General features: G+C 63.5%; 16 protein-coding genes. 7 read left to right on the top strand and 9 right to left on the bottom strand.

Annotation, left to right across the window (positions count from 1 at the left end; translation table 11 throughout):
* Window positions 1–45: 45 nt before the first annotated feature.
* The 4 genes from GN300_RS20495 to GN300_RS20510 all read right to left on the bottom strand — a co-directional run bounded on the left by GN300_RS20495 (window position 46) and on the right by GN300_RS20510 (window position 2,669).
* A complete protein-coding gene (locus tag GN300_RS20495) occupies window positions 46–783 on the bottom strand; it encodes an anti-sigma factor domain-containing protein (RefSeq protein WP_063316694.1) in 738 nt (245 codons plus the stop codon).
* A 1-nt stretch (window position 784) separates the two neighbouring features.
* A complete protein-coding gene (locus GN300_RS20500; protein ID WP_007728615.1) occupies window positions 785–1,453 on the bottom strand; it encodes a sigma-70 family RNA polymerase sigma factor in 669 nt (222 codons plus the stop codon).
* Window positions 1,454–1,541: 88 nt separating this feature from the next.
* Window positions 1,542–2,207: a fasciclin domain-containing protein gene (locus tag GN300_RS20505; protein ID WP_007728616.1), complete on the bottom strand. Its 666-nt coding sequence runs from the start codon at window positions 2,205–2,207 to the stop codon at window positions 1,542–1,544.
* 165 nt (window positions 2,208–2,372) lie between these two features.
* Complete coding sequence (locus GN300_RS20510) at window positions 2,373–2,669, bottom strand: WhiB family transcriptional regulator (RefSeq protein ID WP_003940939.1); 297 nt, start codon at window positions 2,667–2,669, stop codon at window positions 2,373–2,375.
* A gap of 768 nt (window positions 2,670–3,437) precedes the next feature.
* On the opposite strand from GN300_RS20510, the gene GN300_RS20515 reads away from it, so the two are divergent.
* From GN300_RS20515 to GN300_RS20525, 3 genes are all read left to right on the top strand, one after another.
* On the top strand, window positions 3,438–4,136 hold the full coding sequence (locus tag GN300_RS20515; protein ID WP_007728619.1) for a hypothetical protein: 699 nt from the start codon (window positions 3,438–3,440) through the stop codon (window positions 4,134–4,136).
* 175 nt (window positions 4,137–4,311) lie between these two features.
* Window positions 4,312–4,890 carry a sigma-70 family RNA polymerase sigma factor gene (locus GN300_RS20520; protein WP_003940953.1) on the top strand — a complete coding sequence of 193 codons (579 nt, stop codon included), beginning with the start codon at window positions 4,312–4,314 and terminating at the stop codon, window positions 4,888–4,890.
* On the top strand, window positions 4,874–5,812 hold the full coding sequence (locus tag GN300_RS20525) for an anti-sigma-D factor RsdA (RefSeq protein ID WP_230359675.1): 939 nt from the start codon (window positions 4,874–4,876) through the stop codon (window positions 5,810–5,812). Before GN300_RS20520 ends, GN300_RS20525 begins: the two co-directional genes overlap by 17 nt.
* Window positions 5,813–5,914: 102 nt before the next feature.
* Here GN300_RS20525 and GN300_RS20530 read toward each other — a convergent pair whose 3' ends face one another.
* Complete coding sequence (locus GN300_RS20530; RefSeq protein WP_003940777.1) at window positions 5,915–6,319, bottom strand: DUF5319 domain-containing protein; 405 nt, start codon at window positions 6,317–6,319, stop codon at window positions 5,915–5,917.
* Window positions 6,320–6,562: 243 nt separating this feature from the next.
* Between GN300_RS20530 and guaB the strand changes: the two genes are divergently transcribed.
* From guaB to GN300_RS20545, 3 genes are all read left to right on the top strand, one after another.
* Window positions 6,563–8,086 carry an IMP dehydrogenase gene (gene guaB / locus GN300_RS20535; RefSeq protein WP_003940903.1) on the top strand — a complete coding sequence of 508 codons (1,524 nt, stop codon included), beginning with the start codon at window positions 6,563–6,565 and terminating at the stop codon, window positions 8,084–8,086.
* A 27-nt stretch (window positions 8,087–8,113) separates the two neighbouring features.
* On the top strand, window positions 8,114–9,253 hold the full coding sequence (locus GN300_RS20540) for a GuaB3 family IMP dehydrogenase-related protein (RefSeq protein WP_003940976.1): 1,140 nt from the start codon (window positions 8,114–8,116) through the stop codon (window positions 9,251–9,253).
* A gap of 173 nt (window positions 9,254–9,426) precedes the next feature.
* Complete coding sequence (locus tag GN300_RS20545) at window positions 9,427–11,181, top strand: GMC oxidoreductase (protein WP_063316692.1); 1,755 nt, start codon at window positions 9,427–9,429, stop codon at window positions 11,179–11,181.
* 69 nt (window positions 11,182–11,250) lie between these two features.
* On the opposite strand, the gene GN300_RS20550 is transcribed toward GN300_RS20545, so the two are convergent.
* Window positions 11,251–13,008, bottom strand: coding sequence for an Ig-like domain-containing protein (locus GN300_RS20550; RefSeq protein WP_003940813.1), 1,758 nt, complete (start codon window positions 13,006–13,008; stop codon window positions 11,251–11,253).
* A gap of 51 nt (window positions 13,009–13,059) precedes the next feature.
* A complete protein-coding gene (locus tag GN300_RS20555; RefSeq protein WP_063316691.1) occupies window positions 13,060–14,829 on the bottom strand; it encodes an Ig-like domain-containing protein in 1,770 nt (589 codons plus the stop codon).
* A gap of 367 nt (window positions 14,830–15,196) precedes the next feature.
* On the opposite strand from GN300_RS20555, the gene guaA reads away from it, so the two are divergent.
* The gene (gene guaA / locus GN300_RS20560; RefSeq protein WP_007727510.1) at window positions 15,197–16,768 is read left to right on the top strand and encodes a glutamine-hydrolyzing GMP synthase; all 1,572 of its coding nucleotides are present in this window, start codon (window positions 15,197–15,199) and stop codon (window positions 16,766–16,768) included.
* 55 nt (window positions 16,769–16,823) lie between these two features.
* Here guaA and GN300_RS20565 read toward each other — a convergent pair whose 3' ends face one another.
* The gene (locus GN300_RS20565) at window positions 16,824–17,057 is read right to left on the bottom strand and encodes a hypothetical protein (protein ID WP_003940832.1); all 234 of its coding nucleotides are present in this window, start codon (window positions 17,055–17,057) and stop codon (window positions 16,824–16,826) included.
* Window positions 17,054–18,439, bottom strand: coding sequence for a PspC domain-containing protein (locus GN300_RS20570; protein ID WP_007727507.1), 1,386 nt, complete (start codon window positions 18,437–18,439; stop codon window positions 17,054–17,056). The genes GN300_RS20565 and GN300_RS20570 overlap by 4 nt, the downstream gene beginning before the upstream one ends.
* Window positions 18,440–18,523 lie beyond the last annotated feature (84 nt).

Consider the following 18,523-nt stretch of genomic DNA (forward strand, 5'->3'; position numbering starts at 1 on the left):
GATCCCCCACCGGATTCCGGTGGGGGATCTTTTTTCGTCTGGCGATCAGATGAGCGGGATCGTTGCGAACGGCTCGCTCGTCGGCTGCTGCGATCCGCCGGGCGGTTCGACAGTGAACGCCAACTTCGTATTCGGACCGATGCCGTCGAGCACCACCTGAGTAGTGGGTTTGACGTCACCCGGAGCCATCGTCCCCATCGGGATCATCGTGGTGTCGTCGGTGTCGCCCGGCACCAGCCACATCTGGTAGACGGTATCCGGACTCGGGGGAGTCACATCGTTCATCACGAGGACTGCGGCGTCTTCGGAGGGCGAGAACAGCGTCGTGGCACTACCGCCGCCCGGGATGTCACGCGTCGTGGCATGAACGTCGGGTGCTGCCATGATTTCGGACGCGGCGTTCTGCGGCGGCGTGTTGTCGGACAGCGTGCGTCCGATTCCGATGCCGCCGACCAGGATTGCGACTGCGGCGGCCGCCGCAAGAGCCATGGTCCACGGGCGTCGACGGTTACGACGCTCGGCCAGCGAAACCGGGGCGTTGGGAGCCGCGGTCTGTTCTGCGATCGAGGCGAGGACGCTGCTGCGCAGCGACGGCGGGGGCTCGACGGCGTCGACGACGGTAATCGCGGCCATGGTTTCGGCGGTGAGCCGGACCTGGGCGTCGAATTCGGCGTGGGTCGCGGAGTCCGAAGCGGCAAGTCGTTTGTCGACCTCACGGCGCTCGTCGAGGTCCAACGCATCGATCGCGTAGGCGTACGCGTAGTCGATCAGCTCTTCGTCCATCTCACATCACCCCCAAACATCCACGTAGGCGCAGTAGTCCGTCGCGAATTCGCGACTTGATCGTGGGAATCGCCACGCCGAGATCTTCGGCCACCTCGCGGTACGTTCGGCCGCCGTAATAGGCGAGAGTCACCGATTGGCGCTGAGTGTCCGTCAGCGTTTCGAGACAGTCGGTGACAGCACGATGCTCGTCTCTTCGTGTCACTTCGTCGCTGACGACGTCGAATTCGGGAGTGGCATTGGTGGTGTCGTAGAGAGCCTGTCGATCCGAACTCGACTGTTCGGAGCGCACGCGATCCACTGCGCGCCGGTGTGCAAGTGTCAGGAGCCAGGAAAGCGCGGACCCCTTGGCAGGGTCGAAGCTGTCGGCTGATTTCCAGGCCTGGAGGTAGACCTCTTGGACCGCTTCCTCGGAGAAACCTGGATCACGGAGTACACGAAGAACCATGCCGTACACACGGGAGCTGGTTCGGTCGTAGAACTCGGCGAAGGCGCTCTGGTCGCCACCGGCGACGTTCGCGAGGATCACTGCCAGCTCGCGTGATTCCGCGATTCGCGCGGTGCGGGCCGCAGAATTGTCCGTCGGGCATGCGTCGGCCGCATCCGACGCATGGTCTGGCTCGCTCACGAAGAGTTGTCTCGCTTCATCGCGTACAACCGTAGCGTGCATGTCCGGTTCTTTTCTCTTGGCCCGCCGTTGGCCGCTGTGCGCCTTTATTAACCGCGGGGGGTTGATAAAGGCGCACAGCAGGTGGGGACTACTGCGGCATCAGCACCGAATCGATGAGGTAGACGGTGGCGTTTGCGGTCTTGACTCCACCGCAGACGACAGTTGCGTCGTTGACCTTGATGTTGTCACCGGATCCGGTGACGGTGACCGTTCCGCCCTCGGCGGTGGGGTGCGTTCCGTCGATCGCGTCAGGGGCGATCTGGCCGGGAACCACGTGGTAGGTGAGGATCTTGGTCAGCGTGGCGCTGTCCGTCTTGAGGCTGTCGATCGTGGCGGGGTCGATCTTGGCGAATGCCGAGTCGATCGGTGCGAAGACGGTGAACTCGCCACCGTTGAGGGTGTCGACCAGGTTGACGTCCGGGTTGAGCTGGCCGGAGACTGCCGCGGTCAAGGTGGTGAGCAACGGATTGTTGGATGCCGCTGTGGCAACCGGATCCTGGGCCATTCCGCTGACCGATCCGGCGCCGCTCGGCACTGCAGCTGCGTAGTCGGCACAACCTGCACCGACCAGATCGGAAGCAGGCTCCGCCATCGCGCTGCTGGGAGACATGCTCGATCCCATGGCAGAAGACGTCATGGCGGCGCTGGACGTGTCGGTCGACGAATCGTTGTCGTCGGAGGAGCAACCGACCACGCCGAAGACGGCGAAAGAGGCTGCTGCGGTGACTGCCAGAACTCGAGTAGAGGTGTTCATGGGTCTGCCTTCCTGAAGGGATGTGCTGAGGTGCACTGTCAGAAGGCATTCGGAGGCGGGCGTCGGTCGGATGGGTCGTGTCGGAAATTCTTTTCGACGGTGTCCCGTCCACACGCAAAAGCCCCCGAAAACTCTCGGGGGCCTAGTGCGCTCTACCTACGTGTATCAGGAAGCTATGCGGGTGGTGCGACGGTGGCGCGCGTGTAGTTCACGTTCGGTTTCCGACATTCCTCCCCAGATGCCGTACGGCTCGGCGACGGTCAGCGCGTGGCTGCGGCACTGCATCAGGACCGGGCACTGACGGCACATCTCTTTTGCGCGGGTTTCGCGCTGGGCACGTGCTCTACCGCGTTCGCCATCGGGATGGAAGAACATGGAGGAGTCGACTCCGCGGCACAGACCGTGCATCTGCCAGTCCCAGATGTCTGCGTTGGGGCCTGGAAGGTGATTCGGTGCAGGCATGTTGACTCCTTACTGCAAGCTCGCGTTGATCAACGAGCGGACCAAGTTGCCCGGAGGTTATCCGGGCCTTCTGAATCGTTCACGCTTGCTAACCGTAAGGGTGCTGAGTAAATCGCGTCAATAGGCTCGTTCAGTGGCGATCGGCATATATCGAAATGCGAGAGTTAACGAAGTATATATTTACATTTCGGGCCCCTCGTGCGTTGTTCTGCGCCGATGTCGAAATTGGGTCGATCGAGGTGGCGGCCGGCAAGCCCGGCTGCTCGAGATGCGAAACCTACAGATCAGGGATATGTTCGAGGCTGATCGCCCGGCGAAATCACTCGGTCATTCGGCTCGGTTTGCGTCATTTGTCCGATATTGCGTGGGCGGGGTTGCACTCCATTTCGGGACTTAGTGCCCAAGTTTCAACTAGGACATCCGTCCAATAAGTAATGCGCAGTTAACGTCACGGATATATGCCCGTTAAATATCATTACGAGTACATTTGGCAAATCTCAGTTGAATATCTGATTAACTCCGACAAACTTGCCTTTTCGTGTTTCGTGCGACTTTTGGCATCGTTGGTGTGACGCCGGTCGTGCGAATGTCTGCTCGTGCTGCTGCGATGATCAACCTGTGTCGACACCTGCGCGCCCTCAATCACCTGTGCCCAACGAAACAACTGCACTTCCAGGGTCCCTCGAGTCTGCCGCGTTCGGTGCGGATCCGGATCTCGACCGCCTCCCGGCGCCTTGCTCTGCCCGAGATTGGTGGACAACGGCAGTAGTGCTGGGTGGTCAGGGCCACTACGCAAGAGCGCGGGCTGCATTGGATGTCCTCGATCGGCTCACGGCCGGGTTCTCGACGCACTCGGATCGAGTTCTTGCCTCTCTGTCTGCCAGCACGAGGGCGTCGTTTCTTCGCCAGAGCGGACGCCATGCACTCGCGTCCACGTGGGACGGGCGCGCACTGGCGATCGTCGGCGGCCTGCCAGGTGATCCAGAGGCTGCCTGTGACGCTCTGACCGGTCTGGCCGCAGACGCCCTCGGCTGTGGCAGGCTCCCGCTCGGCTGGCGCCTGCTGGCGCAATGTCGGGCGCGTCTGGATGCCGAGGGCGGGCTGTGGCGGCAGGAAATTCGGATCGAATGGGTCTCCGCAGAATTGGCGTTGGCGGGAGGCGACTTCGCTCGTGCCCGCAGACACGCAGAACGCGCCGTCGAATTGTCAGCGGAATCGGAGTCTGTGCGGCACCGCGTGAAGTCGGATCTGCTGCGTAGCGCCGCGCTGACCGGAACAGACGCGAGCGCAGCCGTGAAGACGGCAGCAGATGTGTTCGCGCGGTGCCGGCAATACGGCCTGCTGCCCCTGGCCTGGGCGTCGTCTCTGTTGATCGAAGGTGTCAGCGGTGAGAGAACCTCACCGAGTGCCCGGGAGATCGGCGATCTGATTGCGATGCGTGGTGGATCACTCCTACCTTTGTCGTAACCACGCCACCGAAGTCTCCGGAGAACATTCCAGAAGGAGCTGTATCGATATCGCGACTGCTGGGCAGGTATGCGGAGACCAGTCGGTCCGGATGGTTACTCTTAGAGGGTTCCGCTGAGAGCGGGAGCACACCCGCTCGGGAGGTGCCACTGTAACGCCAGGATTTTCGCTGACGATGACAAATACGAGCGATGAGTTGGACACCGCGGTCGCCGCTGCTGCGCAGGGCGACCGTACAGCTCTAGCTTTGGTTCTGGAGAACATCCGACCGATGGTGGTGCGCTACTGCCGCGGTCGAGTGGGTGCGGCCGAGAGAGGACACCTGTCCGCTGACGACGTCGCACAGGAAGTCTGTCTGGCCGTGATGACCGCGCTGCCGCGATATCAGGACCAGGGACGCCCGTTCATGGCCTTTGTGTACGGAATTGCCGCGCACAAGGTTGCGGACGCACATCGAAGCTCCGCCCGTAACAAGTCGGAGCCCGTTTCCGAAGTACCGGATGTAATAGCACTGGATGATGGTCCCGAACAGCGGGCTCTCGATTCGGAGTCCAGCAGACAGATGCACGAACTTCTCGGCACACTTCCGGAGAAGCATCGAGAAATCTTGATACTTCGCCTGGTGGTCGGGATGTCGGCCGAGGAAACGGCCGTCGCCGTCGGTAGTACCGCCGGAGCTGTACGAGTCGCTCAGCACAGAGCGATCGCGAAACTGAAAAAAGAAGTGACGAAAGCAGGTGAGAGCTTTGGCTAGAGACGAGGGGCATGACGCTTCGAATCTCGGTGATCTCGCCGACGACGGTACGCCAGTGGATTTGGCTGCGGTTCGGCGTGACGATGCGCTGATCGAATCCATTTCGAATGGTGGGCCGGTAGCAACCGATAGCACCGAACAGTACGAACTTGCGTTGATCCTCTCGCAATGGCGTGACGATGTCGTTGCGACTCCGATGCCCGAGGGTCCGTTGTTGGACGATGTCATCGCTGCAATCACAGCGACGCCGTCCGGCTTCTCCGATCGTCAGCGTTCCCGTTCCCGTTCTCGATTGCGTGTGGTTCGTCCGATCGCCGCCGCTGCAGCTGTTGCAGCAGTGGTCTTCGGTGGCGCGACGGCGATGGCGTACGACGCCCAGCCCGGCGATGCCCTGTGGGGTGTCAAGCAGGTCGTCTTCGCCGACGAGGCCAACTCGACAGTTGCGAAGATCGACACGACTTCCGAGCTGGAAAAGGCCGAGCGGCTGTTGGCTGCCGGAGACATTCCTGCGGCAAAGATGGTGCTGGACAACGCAGCTCACCGTGCCGATGCGGTCAAGGACTCGCAGGACAAGACCGACCTCGTCGAGCGTTGGGGCAAGTTGATGACGCAGGTCCAGGAGACCACGTCACCTGTAGCGCCGCCGCCGACGAGTGGTCAGCCGGCCGGCCCGACCACTTCGATCACGGCAATTCCGGGCTCCTCGGTCAAACCGCTCAATCCTCAGGGACCTGGCGAACCGACAAGTTCGACCAAACCAGATCCGGGAGTGCAGCTGCAGTTGCCGCCGACGTCGGCTTCCTCGACGCCTCCGACCTCGTTGCCGACGACAACCACGACGACAACGACCACCACCACGACGACGACGTCTCTGGCGCCTGCCTCGTCGCCGTCCGGTGATTTCTCGTCACCGCCGCCCTGAGACCCGCTCTGATCGGCATCGTTCCGATCTGAATTCATACGAAAGTGGCCGACAAGCAATTGCTTGTCGGCCACTTTCGTATGAGCTTGGGTGAGGTTTCGCTCAGCTGTCGAAACCGTCGCCGTGCATCGCCTCGTTCATCGACGCGTCGGCGTATCCACGGCAGTAGTCCCACGTGACATATGCCTCAGGCATCGGGTCGTAGGCAGGCTCGTGGGGGCGGACGGTTCCGTCCACGAGCAGCTGCAGCAGGTTTGCGCGCAGCATGTCCCAGTCGTGGTAGTGATCCTGTTGGCAGTCCTCGCAGCAGACTACGAGACCGCGGATACCGCGGTGAGCGAGGAGTGCCTCGTATACAGCGAGGTCAGCGAGATCCTCCTCGACCGCTTGGCGTTCGTGGGGGTCGAGTGGTTGACCCGGCTCGATGGCATCGAGAGCCGCGGAGGGGTCAGCTGGGTCGCCGGCGAAGGGATCTGGCGGCAGACCGGGGGGCAGTTGATCACGCACAGCACCACGGTACGCAGGTCAGGGGGGTCAGCGCCACTTGTTACGCGTACACGCAGCGTGGGTGGGATGGTTCGGACCTTTGAGTGAGCCGATACCATGGTGTGCAACGCCGGGAAAAGGTGCCAGGAATTTCTTTCCGTGCAGGCGCCTTCTATCCGATATCCAGCTTTCGTAATCCGTTTCGAGGCGGCTGCTACAGCGGTCGCCCTGGGCGAATCTAGGTCCATGGAGGGTCCTGACCGCATGAGTAGTTCTGCAGGACATGTACACACCGGAGGAGACGACCCCAACAAGGTCGCGATGCTGGGACTGACATACGACGACGTGCTGCTGTTGCCGGCTGCGTCCGACGTCATCCCGAGCCAGGTCGACACGTCCAGTCAACTGACCCGCGACATCCGTCTGCGGATTCCGTTGGTCAGTTCTGCGATGGACACCGTCACCGAGTCGCGCATGGCAATTGCGATGGCACGCGCCGGCGGCATGGGTGTTCTGCACCGCAACTCGTCGGTTGAGGTCCAGGCAGGACAGGTCGAGACGGTCAAGCGTTCCGAGGCCGGCATGGTGACCGATCCCGTCACGTGTAAGCCGACCGACACGATGGGTGAGGTCGATGCGAAGTGCGCTCGTTTCCGCATCTCGGGTCTGCCTGTCACCGACGACGCCGGCCAGCTGGTTGGCATCGTCACCAACCGGGACATGCGTTTCGAGGTCGACCAGAATCGCCCGGTCGCGGAGATCATGACCAAGATGCCCCTGATCACCGCTCAGGAAGGCGTCACCGCTGACGTGGCACTGGGCCTTCTTCGTCGGCACAAGATCGAGAAGCTGCCGATCGTCGACGGCAACGGCAAGCTCACCGGTCTGATCACGGTCAAGGACTTCGTCAAGACCGAGCAGCATCCCGACGCCACCAAGGACCGTGACGGTCGACTGCTCGTCGGCGCTGCAGTCGGTGCCGGCGATGACGCCTTCCAGCGCGCGATGGCGCTCACCGATGCCGGTGTGGACGTACTCGTGGTGGACAGTGCGCACGGGCATTCGTCCAACGTTCTCGACATGATCGCCAAGCTCAAGCGTGAACTGGGCGAGCGGGTTCAGATCATCGGTGGCAACGTCGCTACGCGCGCGGGTGCTCTGGCACTGGTCGAAGCCGGCGTCGATGCCGTCAAGGTCGGAGTCGGCCCTGGTTCCATCTGCACCACCCGCGTCATCGCCGGTGTCGGTGCCCCTCAGGTCACGGCCATCCTGGAAGCGGTTGCCGCGTGCAAGCCTCTCGGTGTGCCCGTCATCGCCGACGGTGGACTCCAGTTCTCCGGAGACATCGCGAAGGCTCTTGCCGCAGGTGCGTCGACGGCCATGCTGGGTTCACTCCTGGCCGGTACCGCTGAATCGCCCGGCGAACTGATTCTGGTCGGCGGCAAGCAGTTCAAGAGCTACCGCGGAATGGGTTCGCTCGGCGCGATGCAGTCGCGTGGCGAGGCCAAGTCGTACTCCAAGGATCGGTACTTCCAGGACGACGTGCTGTCCGAGGACAAGTTGGTTCCGGAAGGCATCGAAGGACGTGTCCCGTTCCGTGGCCCGCTCTCGCAGGTGACGCACCAGCTCACCGGTGGTCTGCGCGCTGCCATGGGATACACGGGGTCGGCGACGATCGAGCACCTGCAGAACGCTCAGTTCGTCCAGATCACGGCGGCCGGTTTGAAGGAAAGCCATCCGCACGACATCACGATGACTGTCGAAGCACCCAACTACACCGCTCGTTAGCAACCAGTACACGAGAAAGGGGCGCGCGTGCGCGACCTCGTTGAGATCGGCATGGGTCGAACGGCCCGACGTACCTACGAGTTGGACGATGTGAACATCGTTCCCTCCCGGCGAACTCGTTCGTCGAAGGAGGTGTCGACTGCTTGGCAGCTCGACGCTTACAGGTTCGACATTCCTGTCCTCGCACATCCCACCGACGCGTTGGTCTCGCCGACTTTCGCGATCGAGTTGGGTAAGCGCGGCGGCCTCGGTGTCATCAACGGTGAAGGCCTGTGGGGCCGTCACCCCGATGTCGAGGAGAAGCTCCGGCGTCTCGTCGAGATCGCCGAGAAGGACGGTGGCGTCGACGCGGCCATCCGCTACCTGCAGGAGCTGCATGCGGCTCCGCTGCAGGCCGGTCTTCTGGCAGCTGCGGTGGCGCAGGTCCGTGATTCGGGGGTCACCACTGCCGTTCGCGTCAGTCCGCAGAATGCGCGCGCACTGACGCCGGAGCTGATCAAGGCGGGCATCGACCTCCTGGTCGTCCACGGCACGATCATCTCGGCCGAGCACGTCGTGCACACCGAGCAGGAACCGCTCAACCTCAAGACGTTCATCTCGGAACTCGACGTTCCGGTTGTCGCGGGTGGGGTCAGTGACCACCGCACCGCGCTGCACCTGATGCGTACCGGCGCTGCCGGTGTCATCGTCGGGTACGGGTCTACCGAGGGCGCAACCACCACCGGTGAGGTCCTGGGCATCGGCGTTCCGATGGCCACGGCCATTGCCGATGCTGCAGCAGCCAGGCGCGACTACCTCGACGAGACGGGTGGACGCTACGTCCACGTCATCGCCGACGGTGACATCGCAACTTCGGGTGATCTGGCGAAGGCCATCGCCTGCGGTGCCGACGCTGCCGTTCTGGGCACGCCGCTGGCCGTGTCTGCCGAGGCGCCGGGTGGTGGCTGGTACTGGCCGTCCGCGGCGGCTCATCCTTCGGTTCCGCGTGGAGCACTTCTTCCGGTTTCCTATGGTGAGCGTCCGAGTCTGGACCAGGTTCTGAGCGGCCCTTCGGACGATCCGTACGGTTCGCTGAACTTCGTCGGTGGTCTCCGTCGGTCGATGGCGAAGGCCGGATACTCCGATCTCAAGGAGTTCCAGAAGGTCGGGCTGACAGTCCGCGCGTAGTTTGTACCTTTCTGTGGCCCCGGTTCTTCGTGAACCGGGGCCACAGTTCGTTGTGCAGGACTTTCTTCCGTTCCTGATACTTGCGGTTACGCTTATGGGGCCCCTTGTGGTGGTAGTCACAAGGGATAGGTGCATACTGGCGGGTAACTACGGTTCACGGTGGAGGTGTCCTGATGGGCAAGCAACGGGCAACGGACTACGACGTACTGATCGTCGGATCCGGGTTCGGCGGAAGCGTGAGCGCGCTTCGTCTCGTGGAGAAGGGCTACAAGGTCGGCGTCATCGAAGCCGGCCGACGGTATGCCGACGAAGATTTCGCGAAGACCAGTTGGGATCTCAAGAAGTTCCTCTGGGCTCCGAAGCTGGGGTGCTTCGGCATTCAGCGCGTGCACCTGTTGCGCGACTGCCTCATTCTCGCGGGCGCAGGCGTCGGCGGCGGGTCGTTGAACTACGCCAACACGCTGTACCAGCCGCCGGAGCCGTTCTTCCAGGACAAGCAGTGGGCGCACATCACCGACTGGCGCAGCGAGCTCACGCCGTACTACGAGCAGGCTCAGAAGATGCTCGGCGTCGTGCAGAATCCGCACATGACGCCCGCCGACGAGATCATGAAGTCCGTCGCAGATGACATGGGTGTCGGCGACACGTTCATCCAGACGCCCGTCGGCGTCTACTTCGGTGAACCTGGCAAGAAGGCGAAGGACCCGTACTTCGGCGGCGTCGGACCCGAGCGCACCGGTTGCATCGAGTGTGGCGAGTGCATGACGGGCTGCCGTCACGGAGCGAAGAACACGCTCCTCAAGAACTATCTGGGCCTTGCCGAGACAGCCGGCGCCGAGATCATTCCGATGACCACCGTGTCCGGGCTTCGTGAGGCTCGCGACGGTTCGTGGGACGTGTTCACCGAGCGAACCGGTGCATTCGGACGAAAGAACCGCCGCACCTACACGGCTGCGAACGTCATTCTCGCGGCCGGAACGTGGGGCACTCAGCATCTGCTCTTCGACATGAAGGACACCGGAGCGCTGCCCAAGCTCTCCGACAAGCTCGGCGAGCTGACTCGAACGAACTCCGAATCCATTGTCGGCGCAGGCAAGTACAAGGTCGATCCCGCACTCGACCTGACCCGCGGAGTGGCGATCACCTCGTCGTTCCACCCGAGCAGCGACACCCACATCGAGCCGGTCCGCTACGGCAAGGGATCGAACGCGATGGGCCTGTTGCAGACCTTGATGACGGACGGCGGCGGCAAGACGCCCCGATGGATCAAGTTCCTCGGTGTGGTTGCGAAGAATCCGTACCAGATGTTGCGCATGTTGACGGTCAAGGACTGGAGTGAGCGCACGATCATCGCGTTGGTCATGCAGAACCTCGACAACTCCATCACCACGTACACGAAGAAGGGCCTGTTCCGTCGACGCAAGGTCACCAGCAAGCAGGGCCACGGTCAGCCGAACCCGACGTGGATCCCGGAGGGCAACGAGGCGACGCGTCGAGTTGCCGAGAAGATCGACGGCGTCGCGGGCGGCACGTGGGGCGAGATCTTCAACGTTCCACTGACGGCGCACTTCCTCGGCGGTTGCGCTATCGCGTCGGATTCCGATCACGGCGTCATCGATCCGTACCACCGCGTGTACGGCTACCCGACGCTCAGCGTCGTCGACGGCGCAGCGGTCTCGGCCAACCTCGGTGTGAATCCGTCGCTGACCATTGCCGCTCAGGCCGAGCGCTCGGCCTCGCTGTGGCCGAACAAGGGGGAGACCGACCTGCGTCCCGCCCAGGGCAGCGGCTACGAGCGGTTGGCTCCGATTGCACCCAAGTCGCCTGTGGTGCCGGCGTCGGCCCCGGCCGCGCTGGTCCTGCCGATCGTGAAGATCACCGGCGGCAAGACAGCTACCGCTGTTCCGGCGGAGCCGGCAGCCGGATAGTTCGCCGCGAACGAAGATGGGGCGTGTCGTCGAGGATTCGACGACACGCCCCATCTCTGTTTCAGAGTGTCAGCCTCCTAGCGACCCGAACAGAGTGCCGAGGTCGAGGCTGCCGGTCCCGCCTCCGGGCCCGCCGTCCGTATCGCCGGGGACGGTCAGGGTCTGCGGCGCGGATGCGGAGGCCGTGTAGCCCGAAGCGCCCACGAATTCGGCGGTGACACTGTAGGTCCCGGAGTTGTAGAATGTCGCCGGTACCGTTGCGACACCGTTGACCACGTCGACCGGTCCACCGATGAGGGTGTCACCGACCTTGAACTGGACCTTGCCCGTGGCGCCGGACGGATCGACCGTTGCCTTGAGCGTCACCGGGGTGTTCTTCTGAACAGTTCCGACGGCGTCGAGAACCGTGGTCGTCTCGACGTCGGCCGGAGCCGGCGTCGTCACACTGACCGGGAATGCCGGGGCAGCGGACGGCGCGAATCCTGGTGAGCCCGTGAACTTCGCGACAACCTTGTGCGTTCCGGTCGAGGTGAAGGTGTACGGAGCGACGGCAACTCCGTCGGTTCCGACCGGAGCACTGACCGTTTCGGTGCCGTCGACGATGAAATCGACGGTGCCGCCGGTACCCTGCGGATCGACCTTGGCAGTCAGGTTGACGTCCTGTCCGACCTTCGCGGTCGACGGCGACACCGTGGCGGTAGTGGTCACGGCGTCCGGCGGTGCATCGGTCGTGACGGTCACGATCTTGGCCGACGCCGACGTCGACGCCAGGAACCCGGGGGCTCCGCTGTAGCTCGCGGTGATGGAGTGCGGTCCGTCCTCGGTGAAGGTCGGGGAGATGCTGGCCGACCCTCCGGTTACCGGCACGGCGTCCTCGAGTGGGTTGTCGCCGTCGAAGAACTGGACGGTTCCACCGTTTGCGCCGCCGCTCACGTTGGCTGACAGGGTGACGGGAGTTCCGTTCTTGGCGTTGGCCGGTCCGACGACTGTGGTGGTGGTTGCCTTGTCCGCCTCGATGATCCGCGTCGTGGCGAGGGGGCCTGCGCCGCTGTTGAGCGGACCGTTCTCGGCGTCACGCGGGGTGCATCGCGTGGGTGCCCAGGCGGTGATGACCAGGGTGGCCTTGGGGAGGAACGTGAGGAAGTTGCGATCGTTGTTCCACGCTCCCGCGCTGCCGCCGGTGCGTACCTTCATCGCGACGTCCCCTGAATCGCCGGCCTTGAGAACTGCCTTGACCTGGGGGAGCTGGAACTGCGTGTAGCCGTCGGCATTGTTGGAACCATCGACGTTCTTGCCGGTCGCCTTGACGACGATGCCGCCCTCGGAGTTGATGCTCGAGCTGGGGCTGTTTCCGATGACCTGGTTGTTTCCGGAGAGGCGCAGAATCGTTCCGTTGGGATCGACGTTGCCGTTCTCGTTGACGCGCAGGATGTTCGGCGCTACACCACTGAGCCCCGCCGAAGTGCCGGGGACGATGGTGGCTTCCACCAGGGTGGCGTTCGCAGGAACGTCGACGTCGACCTTGATGCGGGAGACGTTCTGGACGGTCGCCCCCGAAGCGGAGCCGGGAAAGGCGATCGGGCCGGGTTGGATGGTGACTTCGAAGGTTTCACCGGCGCCGATGGATTCCGGTGCGTCAACGATGACCGAGCCGGACTGTGACTGCGTGGTCGGACCGGCGACAGCGGACGGGGTTGCCAGGCAACTCGTGCCGAAGGTTGTTGTCACGGGGGCCGCTGATGCGGGGATTCCCGCGAGGATGACGCCACTGGCGAGTGCCGTGGCGGCGATCGGCGCCGCGATGCGACGTCTGGAGTACACGAACATGGATTCTCCTGAGCTGGGTACGGGAGTGGTGTCCAAAGCTGATGTGGGGGACTAGCTTCCGAAGAGCGGGATGAGGCCGCTGAGCGAACCGGTGTCCACGCTTCCGGTGCCGCCGCCGTCGGTCGGTGCGGTGCCGACCTGCACGACGGTCGGGCCGGAGACGGAGTTCTTCCAACCGGCGTCGCCGACGAAGTTGGCAGTGAGGCCGAACGTTCCCTCGTCGTCGAAGGTGTGCGTGAGTGTCGCGACGCCGTTGACGACGGCAACGGGTGCGCCGATGGGCGTCGTGCCGGACTTGAACTGGATCATTCCGTTTGCTGTTCCGGGTGCGACGGTGGCCTTGAGCTGCAATGCCTTTCCGACCTGAGCCGAGCCGCTGACGGTCAGAGACGTCGTGGTGTCGGCGCGGGCGGGTTCGGGATCGGTCACGTTCACAGTGAACGACGTGGACGTGGAGCCGATGAATCCGGTTCCGCCGGAGAACTCTGCCGTCACGGCTGCAGCGCCCGCTGATGCGAAGGTGTGCGGGAGGATCGCGACGCCGTCACCCGTGCCGACCGGTGCGGTACCGACCTCGGCGCCGTCGACCTTGAACGTCACGGTTCCGCTGCTCGGGATGGGGGAGACGGTGGCCGAGAGGTTGGTCGGTTCACCGACAACAGCGGTGAGTGGTTCGACAACTGTGGTCGTGGTTCCCCAGTCGGGATCGCTGACGTCGAGTTGGGTTGCGGTGGAGACGGAATCGCCGTAACCGGCCTCGCCGGTGAACACTGCGGTGAAGCTGTGGGTGCCCGAAGCGTCGTAGCTGCGGGTCAGGGAAGCCGTCCCGTTGACTACAGCCACCGGTGCGCCGAGGTTGGTCTCGCCGTCTTTGAACTGCACCGTGCCCACGGCGTTTGCCGGTGTGACGACAGCGCTCACGGTGATGCTGTCACCTACCAGCGCGGCGTTCGGGGCCGAGATCGTGGTGGTGGTGTCCGCGGAGACGTCGACGGTCTGGACTCCGGAGGTCGAGCTGTGGAATCCCGGACCGGCGTTGTACGCGGCGGTGATGTCGTGGGCGCCGACGCTGTCGAAAGTGTGGGAGAGGGTGGCGCTACCGCCCGAAACCGGGACCGGCGAGCCGATGTCGTTGCCGCCGTCCTTGAACTGGACGGTGCCGCTCGCGTCGGACGGAGAAACTGTCGCGGTCAGGTCGACCGGCGTGCCGACCTTCGCCGTTGCCGGTGCAACCAGTGTGGTTCCGGTGGCGACAGACGGGTCGACTACCTGGACGTTGACGTTGATCGGGTTGAGACCCTGCTGTGTGCTGAAGGCGTTGACGTCGAAGAGCATGCCGCTGTCGTACGTCCCGAATGCTGTGCCGACGGGGACCGTGTAGGTCGCTTCCAGCGTGACGGGTTGGTTCTTCTTGACGACGAATCCACCGACCAGGAAGGTGCAGCCGCTCGAGCACTTCGCGGAGACTCCGCCATCTGATTCGTTGCTGATCGTGGCCCGGTTGGTCACCCCCAGGTAGGTGGCCTTGGCGCTGCCCGGCACGAGGACGAATCCTGCGGGCGGGATGTCACGGATCTTTGCGATCGACCGTTCGATGCCGCTTTCGTTGTGCTTGATCTCGGTCTTGTACGTGACGGTGTCGCCTGGGTGAACTGCCGCGTTCCCGATGACACTCTTCGTGAAGATCAGGTTGTCGGTCGTGCCGGTGAAAGTGGTCGGCGGGGCTTCGTCAGCAGTGGCCGGCGTGCCGAGGACTAGAAGTCCGGCGGCAGCCGTCACAGCTGCGACAGGTATGGCGAGTCGTCGTATGAATCGACGCACAGGTCCTCCTCGAGGTGAGCGCCGTTCGGCGGCGCCGGCCGTTTGCGATCGTGATCCTGATCACTTGACGGGCGAGATTACCTTTACTGGACGTTTGGTTCAGGCGAATCGGTCAAACGTCCAGAAAATTCACCCTTCGTCCATTTCGGGCTCTGGCCTGCGATGATGCTGCTGAATTGATTGCCGAAGCTAAGGTGCGGGTGATTGGGGCGCCGTTGACCTGGACGGTGGTCTAGATCCGCGCGAGGTCGCCGCGCAGTTTTGAGGGGCGGCCTTTGTAGTGACGTACCTCGCGCTCGCTCGGCCGAGTAGCGGGCTGAGTCCATGCATGCGCAGAAGCGCTGGCTGCGGCGATTAGACTGCACCTGTGGCAGATATCGAGCAGCAGAGACCAGTTCTTGTCGTCGACTTCGGGGCGCAGTACGCGCAGTTGATCGCACGGCGAGTTCGCGAAGCCAAGGTCTACTCGGAGGTGATTCCGCACACCACGACCGTCGAGGAGATCGTGGCCAAGAACCCCTTGGCTGTTGTGCTCTCGGGTGGGCCCTCGAGTGTCTACGCAGACGGTGCTCCCAAGCTTGATCCCGCACTGTTCGATCACGACATTCCGGTTTTCGGAATCTGCTACGGATTCCAGGCAATGGCAGGCGCCCTGGGCGGCACCGTCGCCGAGACCGGTACCCGCGAATACGGCCGTACCGATATCGCGGTATCCGGCGGATTGCTCCACGACGGTCTTCCCTCGACGCAGCCGGTATGGATGAGCCACGGTGACGCCGTCACCGAAGCGCCTTCCGGCTTCGAGGTGACCGCGACGAGCGACGGTGCTCCCGTCGCGGCGTTCGAGGACCGCGCCCGCAAGCTCGCCGGTGTGCAGTACCACCCTGAGGTTCTGCATTCCCCGCACGGTCAGCAGGTCCTGAGCCGCTTCCTGCACGAGATTGCCGGTATTCCGGCAGCGTGGACGGCGTCGAACATCGCCGATGCGCTGATCGAGCAGGTTCGCGAGCAGGTCGGAGACGGACACGCCATCTGCGGTCTGTCCGGTGGCGTCGACTCCGCTGTCGCTGCGGCTTTGGTTCAGCGCGCAATCGGCGACCGGTTGACATGCGTCTTCGTCGATCACGGTTTGATGCGAGCCGGTGAGCGCACGCAGGTCGAGCAGGATTTTGTCGCGGCAACCGGCGCTCGTCTGATCACCGTGGATGCCGCGGACACCTTCATCGGTGAGCTGGCAGGCGTCACCGATCCCGAGACCAAGCGCAAGATCATCGGCCGCGAGTTCATCCGCAGCTTCGAAGGCGCAGTCAGTGATGTTCTGGGCGAGAACGCATCTCATGGTGCGACCGTCGACTTCCTCGTCCAGGGCACGCTCTACCCGGACGTCGTGGAGTCGGGCGGCGGCACGGGAACTGCAAACATCAAGAGCCACCACAATGTCGGCGGGCTGCCGGAAGACCTGCAGTTCAAGTTGGTCGAACCGTTGCGTCTGCTGTTCAAGGACGAGGTCCGTGCAGTGGGCCGCGAACTCGGCCTGCCCGAAGAGATCGTCGGACGCCAGCCGTTCCCCGGTCCCGGACTCGGTATCCGCATCATCGGTGAGGTCACCCGCGATCGCCTCGAGATCCTGCGTCAGGCAGATTCCATTGCGCGCGAAGAGCTTACGTCTGCAGGCTTGGACGGAACCATCTGGCAGTGCCCGGTAGTTCTCCTCGCCGACGTCCGAAGCGTGGGCGTGCAGGGTGACGGCCGGACGTACGGTCATCCGATCGTGCTGCGTCCGGTCTCGAGTGAAGACGCGATGACCGCGGACTGGACGCGTCTGCCGTACGAGACCCTCGAGCGCATCTCGACTCGAATCACCAACGAGGTTGCGGACGTGAACCGCGTAGTCCTCGACGTGACGAGCAAGCCGCCGGGAACTATCGAGTGGGAGTAAAAACAACTGTGCGCCTTTATTAACCCCCCGCGGTTAATAAAGGCGCACAGCAGTTTTACTTCCGGTTGCGCCGATTCGGCAGAATCACCAGCAGTAGTCCTGCCACGACGGCGGCACCGACGAACAGCCAACGGAATTGAATGTTCGCTGCCGGCGCCAGGGAGAACGGCCCGACCAACGCCCACACGCTGACCAGTAGTGCGGCCAGTCCGGCGATCAGCAGAAGTGCCGAGGGGCGCTTGGATTCTCGGGTCTCGTCGTGCTCTGTGGTCTCGTCGTATTCGCTCATGATTGCGTCACCTTCAGACTGCCGAACGTTGCTTTGGCGTTGATGGTCAGTGTGGGCGAATCCGGTGTCACATCACGGCCCGGGTGTATTCCGCCGTCGAGGCAACCTGATCCGTCACCCATGACGACGGTGCAGCTGTTCTTGACGTTGACGGTTGGTGGCACCATGACGACGAACTCACCGAACGACGCCGCGACGTCGATGGTCTTGTCCTCGGTGAACTTGACCCCGTTGAGGTCGAGAGTGAAGCTTCCGAAGGCTCCCGAGTACGACGGCTCCAACTCGGAAGCGGTTGCCGGAGTCCATCTTTGCTCACCCGAGGCGTCGAAATCGATCGGGTAGACCAACGAGGCGAGAAGCACGAAACCCACGAGCGGTCCGGTGACGACCAGCAGGCCGTACCCCTTGCGGAAGAATGCCCCGAGGATCAGGCCGAGCGCGATGACGGCGAGTCCGACAGCACCGACTCGGCCGGGAGTGAACCACTCGTTGCCGGTTGCCGCGCCCGCTGCCCCGGTGACGGCGGCGACGATGATCGCGAGTCCGAGCACTGTCAGCGTCCATCGCGAGCGACGCTTACGTGGTGGCAAAGGCAGCAGCGGCGTGGCTTTGACTGCCGGGTCCGGGAGATCCCAGGCGAACGGAGCGACACCGAGCGGATCCCAGGAGGGCGGTGTGATGGCGGCCTCGCCGATCACCTCGGTCGGATTGGCGGCGGCTGAAGCGCTCGGGTCCTTCGACAGGTTGATCGTCGGATGATCGGCCTGAGATTGCGGTGACTGTTCGGCCGGCCGTTCCTCGGGCACGTAGCTGTCGGGGAGTTTTGTGTACGGCGTGTACACGGGCGGCTGATTGGGTGCGAAGTATCCGGGAGTGAACGGCCCGGGCGTGAATCCCGTGCCTGGATACGCGGTACCCGCGCCGACGTACGGTGACGTGCTCTGTGGCAGTGCAGGCGGGACCGGCGCTCGTTGGTAGAGCAGCCACAGGCCTCCGACCATCAGAATCAGCCCGATCAGACCGGAACCACCCAGGCCGACGCCGACAGGCCCGACGGTCGTAGCCGCGATGGCGAGAGCCACCAACAAGACGATGGTCTTGGTACTGGAATCGGAGCTGTGTCCGCGGCCCATCAACGACTGTGCGGGGGACGATCCGTCACCGGCGCGGGCGAGCACCAACCACCCGGCGAGGTAGAGAAGGATGCCTGAGCCGCCGAAAATAGTGGAGGCCACAAACGCGACACGTACCAGAATGGGGTCGATGCCGTACCGGTATCCGATTCCGGCGCATACCCCGGCCACGTGACCTTGTGCCGGCAGACGCACGGGGCGGGTCCGCCACAGATCCTGGATCTGTTCTTGGAAAGTCGGATTGTTCATGAATCAATCCTGGCTTCCGGGGCGGCCTCCGCGCATCAGGGCCAACCCTGATCTTTGTGACGATCGGGGCCAGGGGCGCCGCCC

Origin of the sequence: Rhodococcus sp. Ni2 (assembly GCF_021352185.1) — a bacterium.
Classification (GTDB): Bacteria; Actinomycetota; Actinomycetes; order Mycobacteriales; family Mycobacteriaceae; genus Rhodococcus_F; species Rhodococcus_F qingshengii.

Coding starts and splice junctions, on each gene's coding strand:
- GN300_RS20495 (WP_063316694.1), bottom strand. CDS start 783: ATGGACGAAGAGCTGATCGACTACGCGTACGCCTACGCGATCGATGCG.
- GN300_RS20500 (WP_007728615.1), bottom strand. CDS start 1,453: ATGCACGCTACGGTTGTACGCGATGAAGCGAGACAACTCTTCGTGAGC.
- GN300_RS20505 (WP_007728616.1), bottom strand. CDS start 2,207: ATGAACACCTCTACTCGAGTTCTGGCAGTCACCGCAGCAGCCTCTTTC.
- GN300_RS20510 (WP_003940939.1), bottom strand. CDS start 2,669: ATGCCTGCACCGAATCACCTTCCAGGCCCCAACGCAGACATCTGGGAC.
- GN300_RS20520 (WP_003940953.1), top strand. CDS start 4,312: ATGACAAATACGAGCGATGAGTTGGACACCGCGGTCGCCGCTGCTGCG.
- guaB (WP_003940903.1), top strand. CDS start 6,563: ATGAGTAGTTCTGCAGGACATGTACACACCGGAGGAGACGACCCCAAC.
- GN300_RS20545 (WP_063316692.1), top strand. CDS start 9,427: ATGGGCAAGCAACGGGCAACGGACTACGACGTACTGATCGTCGGATCC.
- GN300_RS20550 (WP_003940813.1), bottom strand. CDS start 13,008: ATGTTCGTGTACTCCAGACGTCGCATCGCGGCGCCGATCGCCGCCACG.
- GN300_RS20565 (WP_003940832.1), bottom strand. CDS start 17,057: ATGAGCGAATACGACGAGACCACAGAGCACGACGAGACCCGAGAATCC.
- GN300_RS20570 (WP_007727507.1), bottom strand. CDS start 18,439: ATGAACAATCCGACTTTCCAAGAACAGATCCAGGATCTGTGGCGGACC.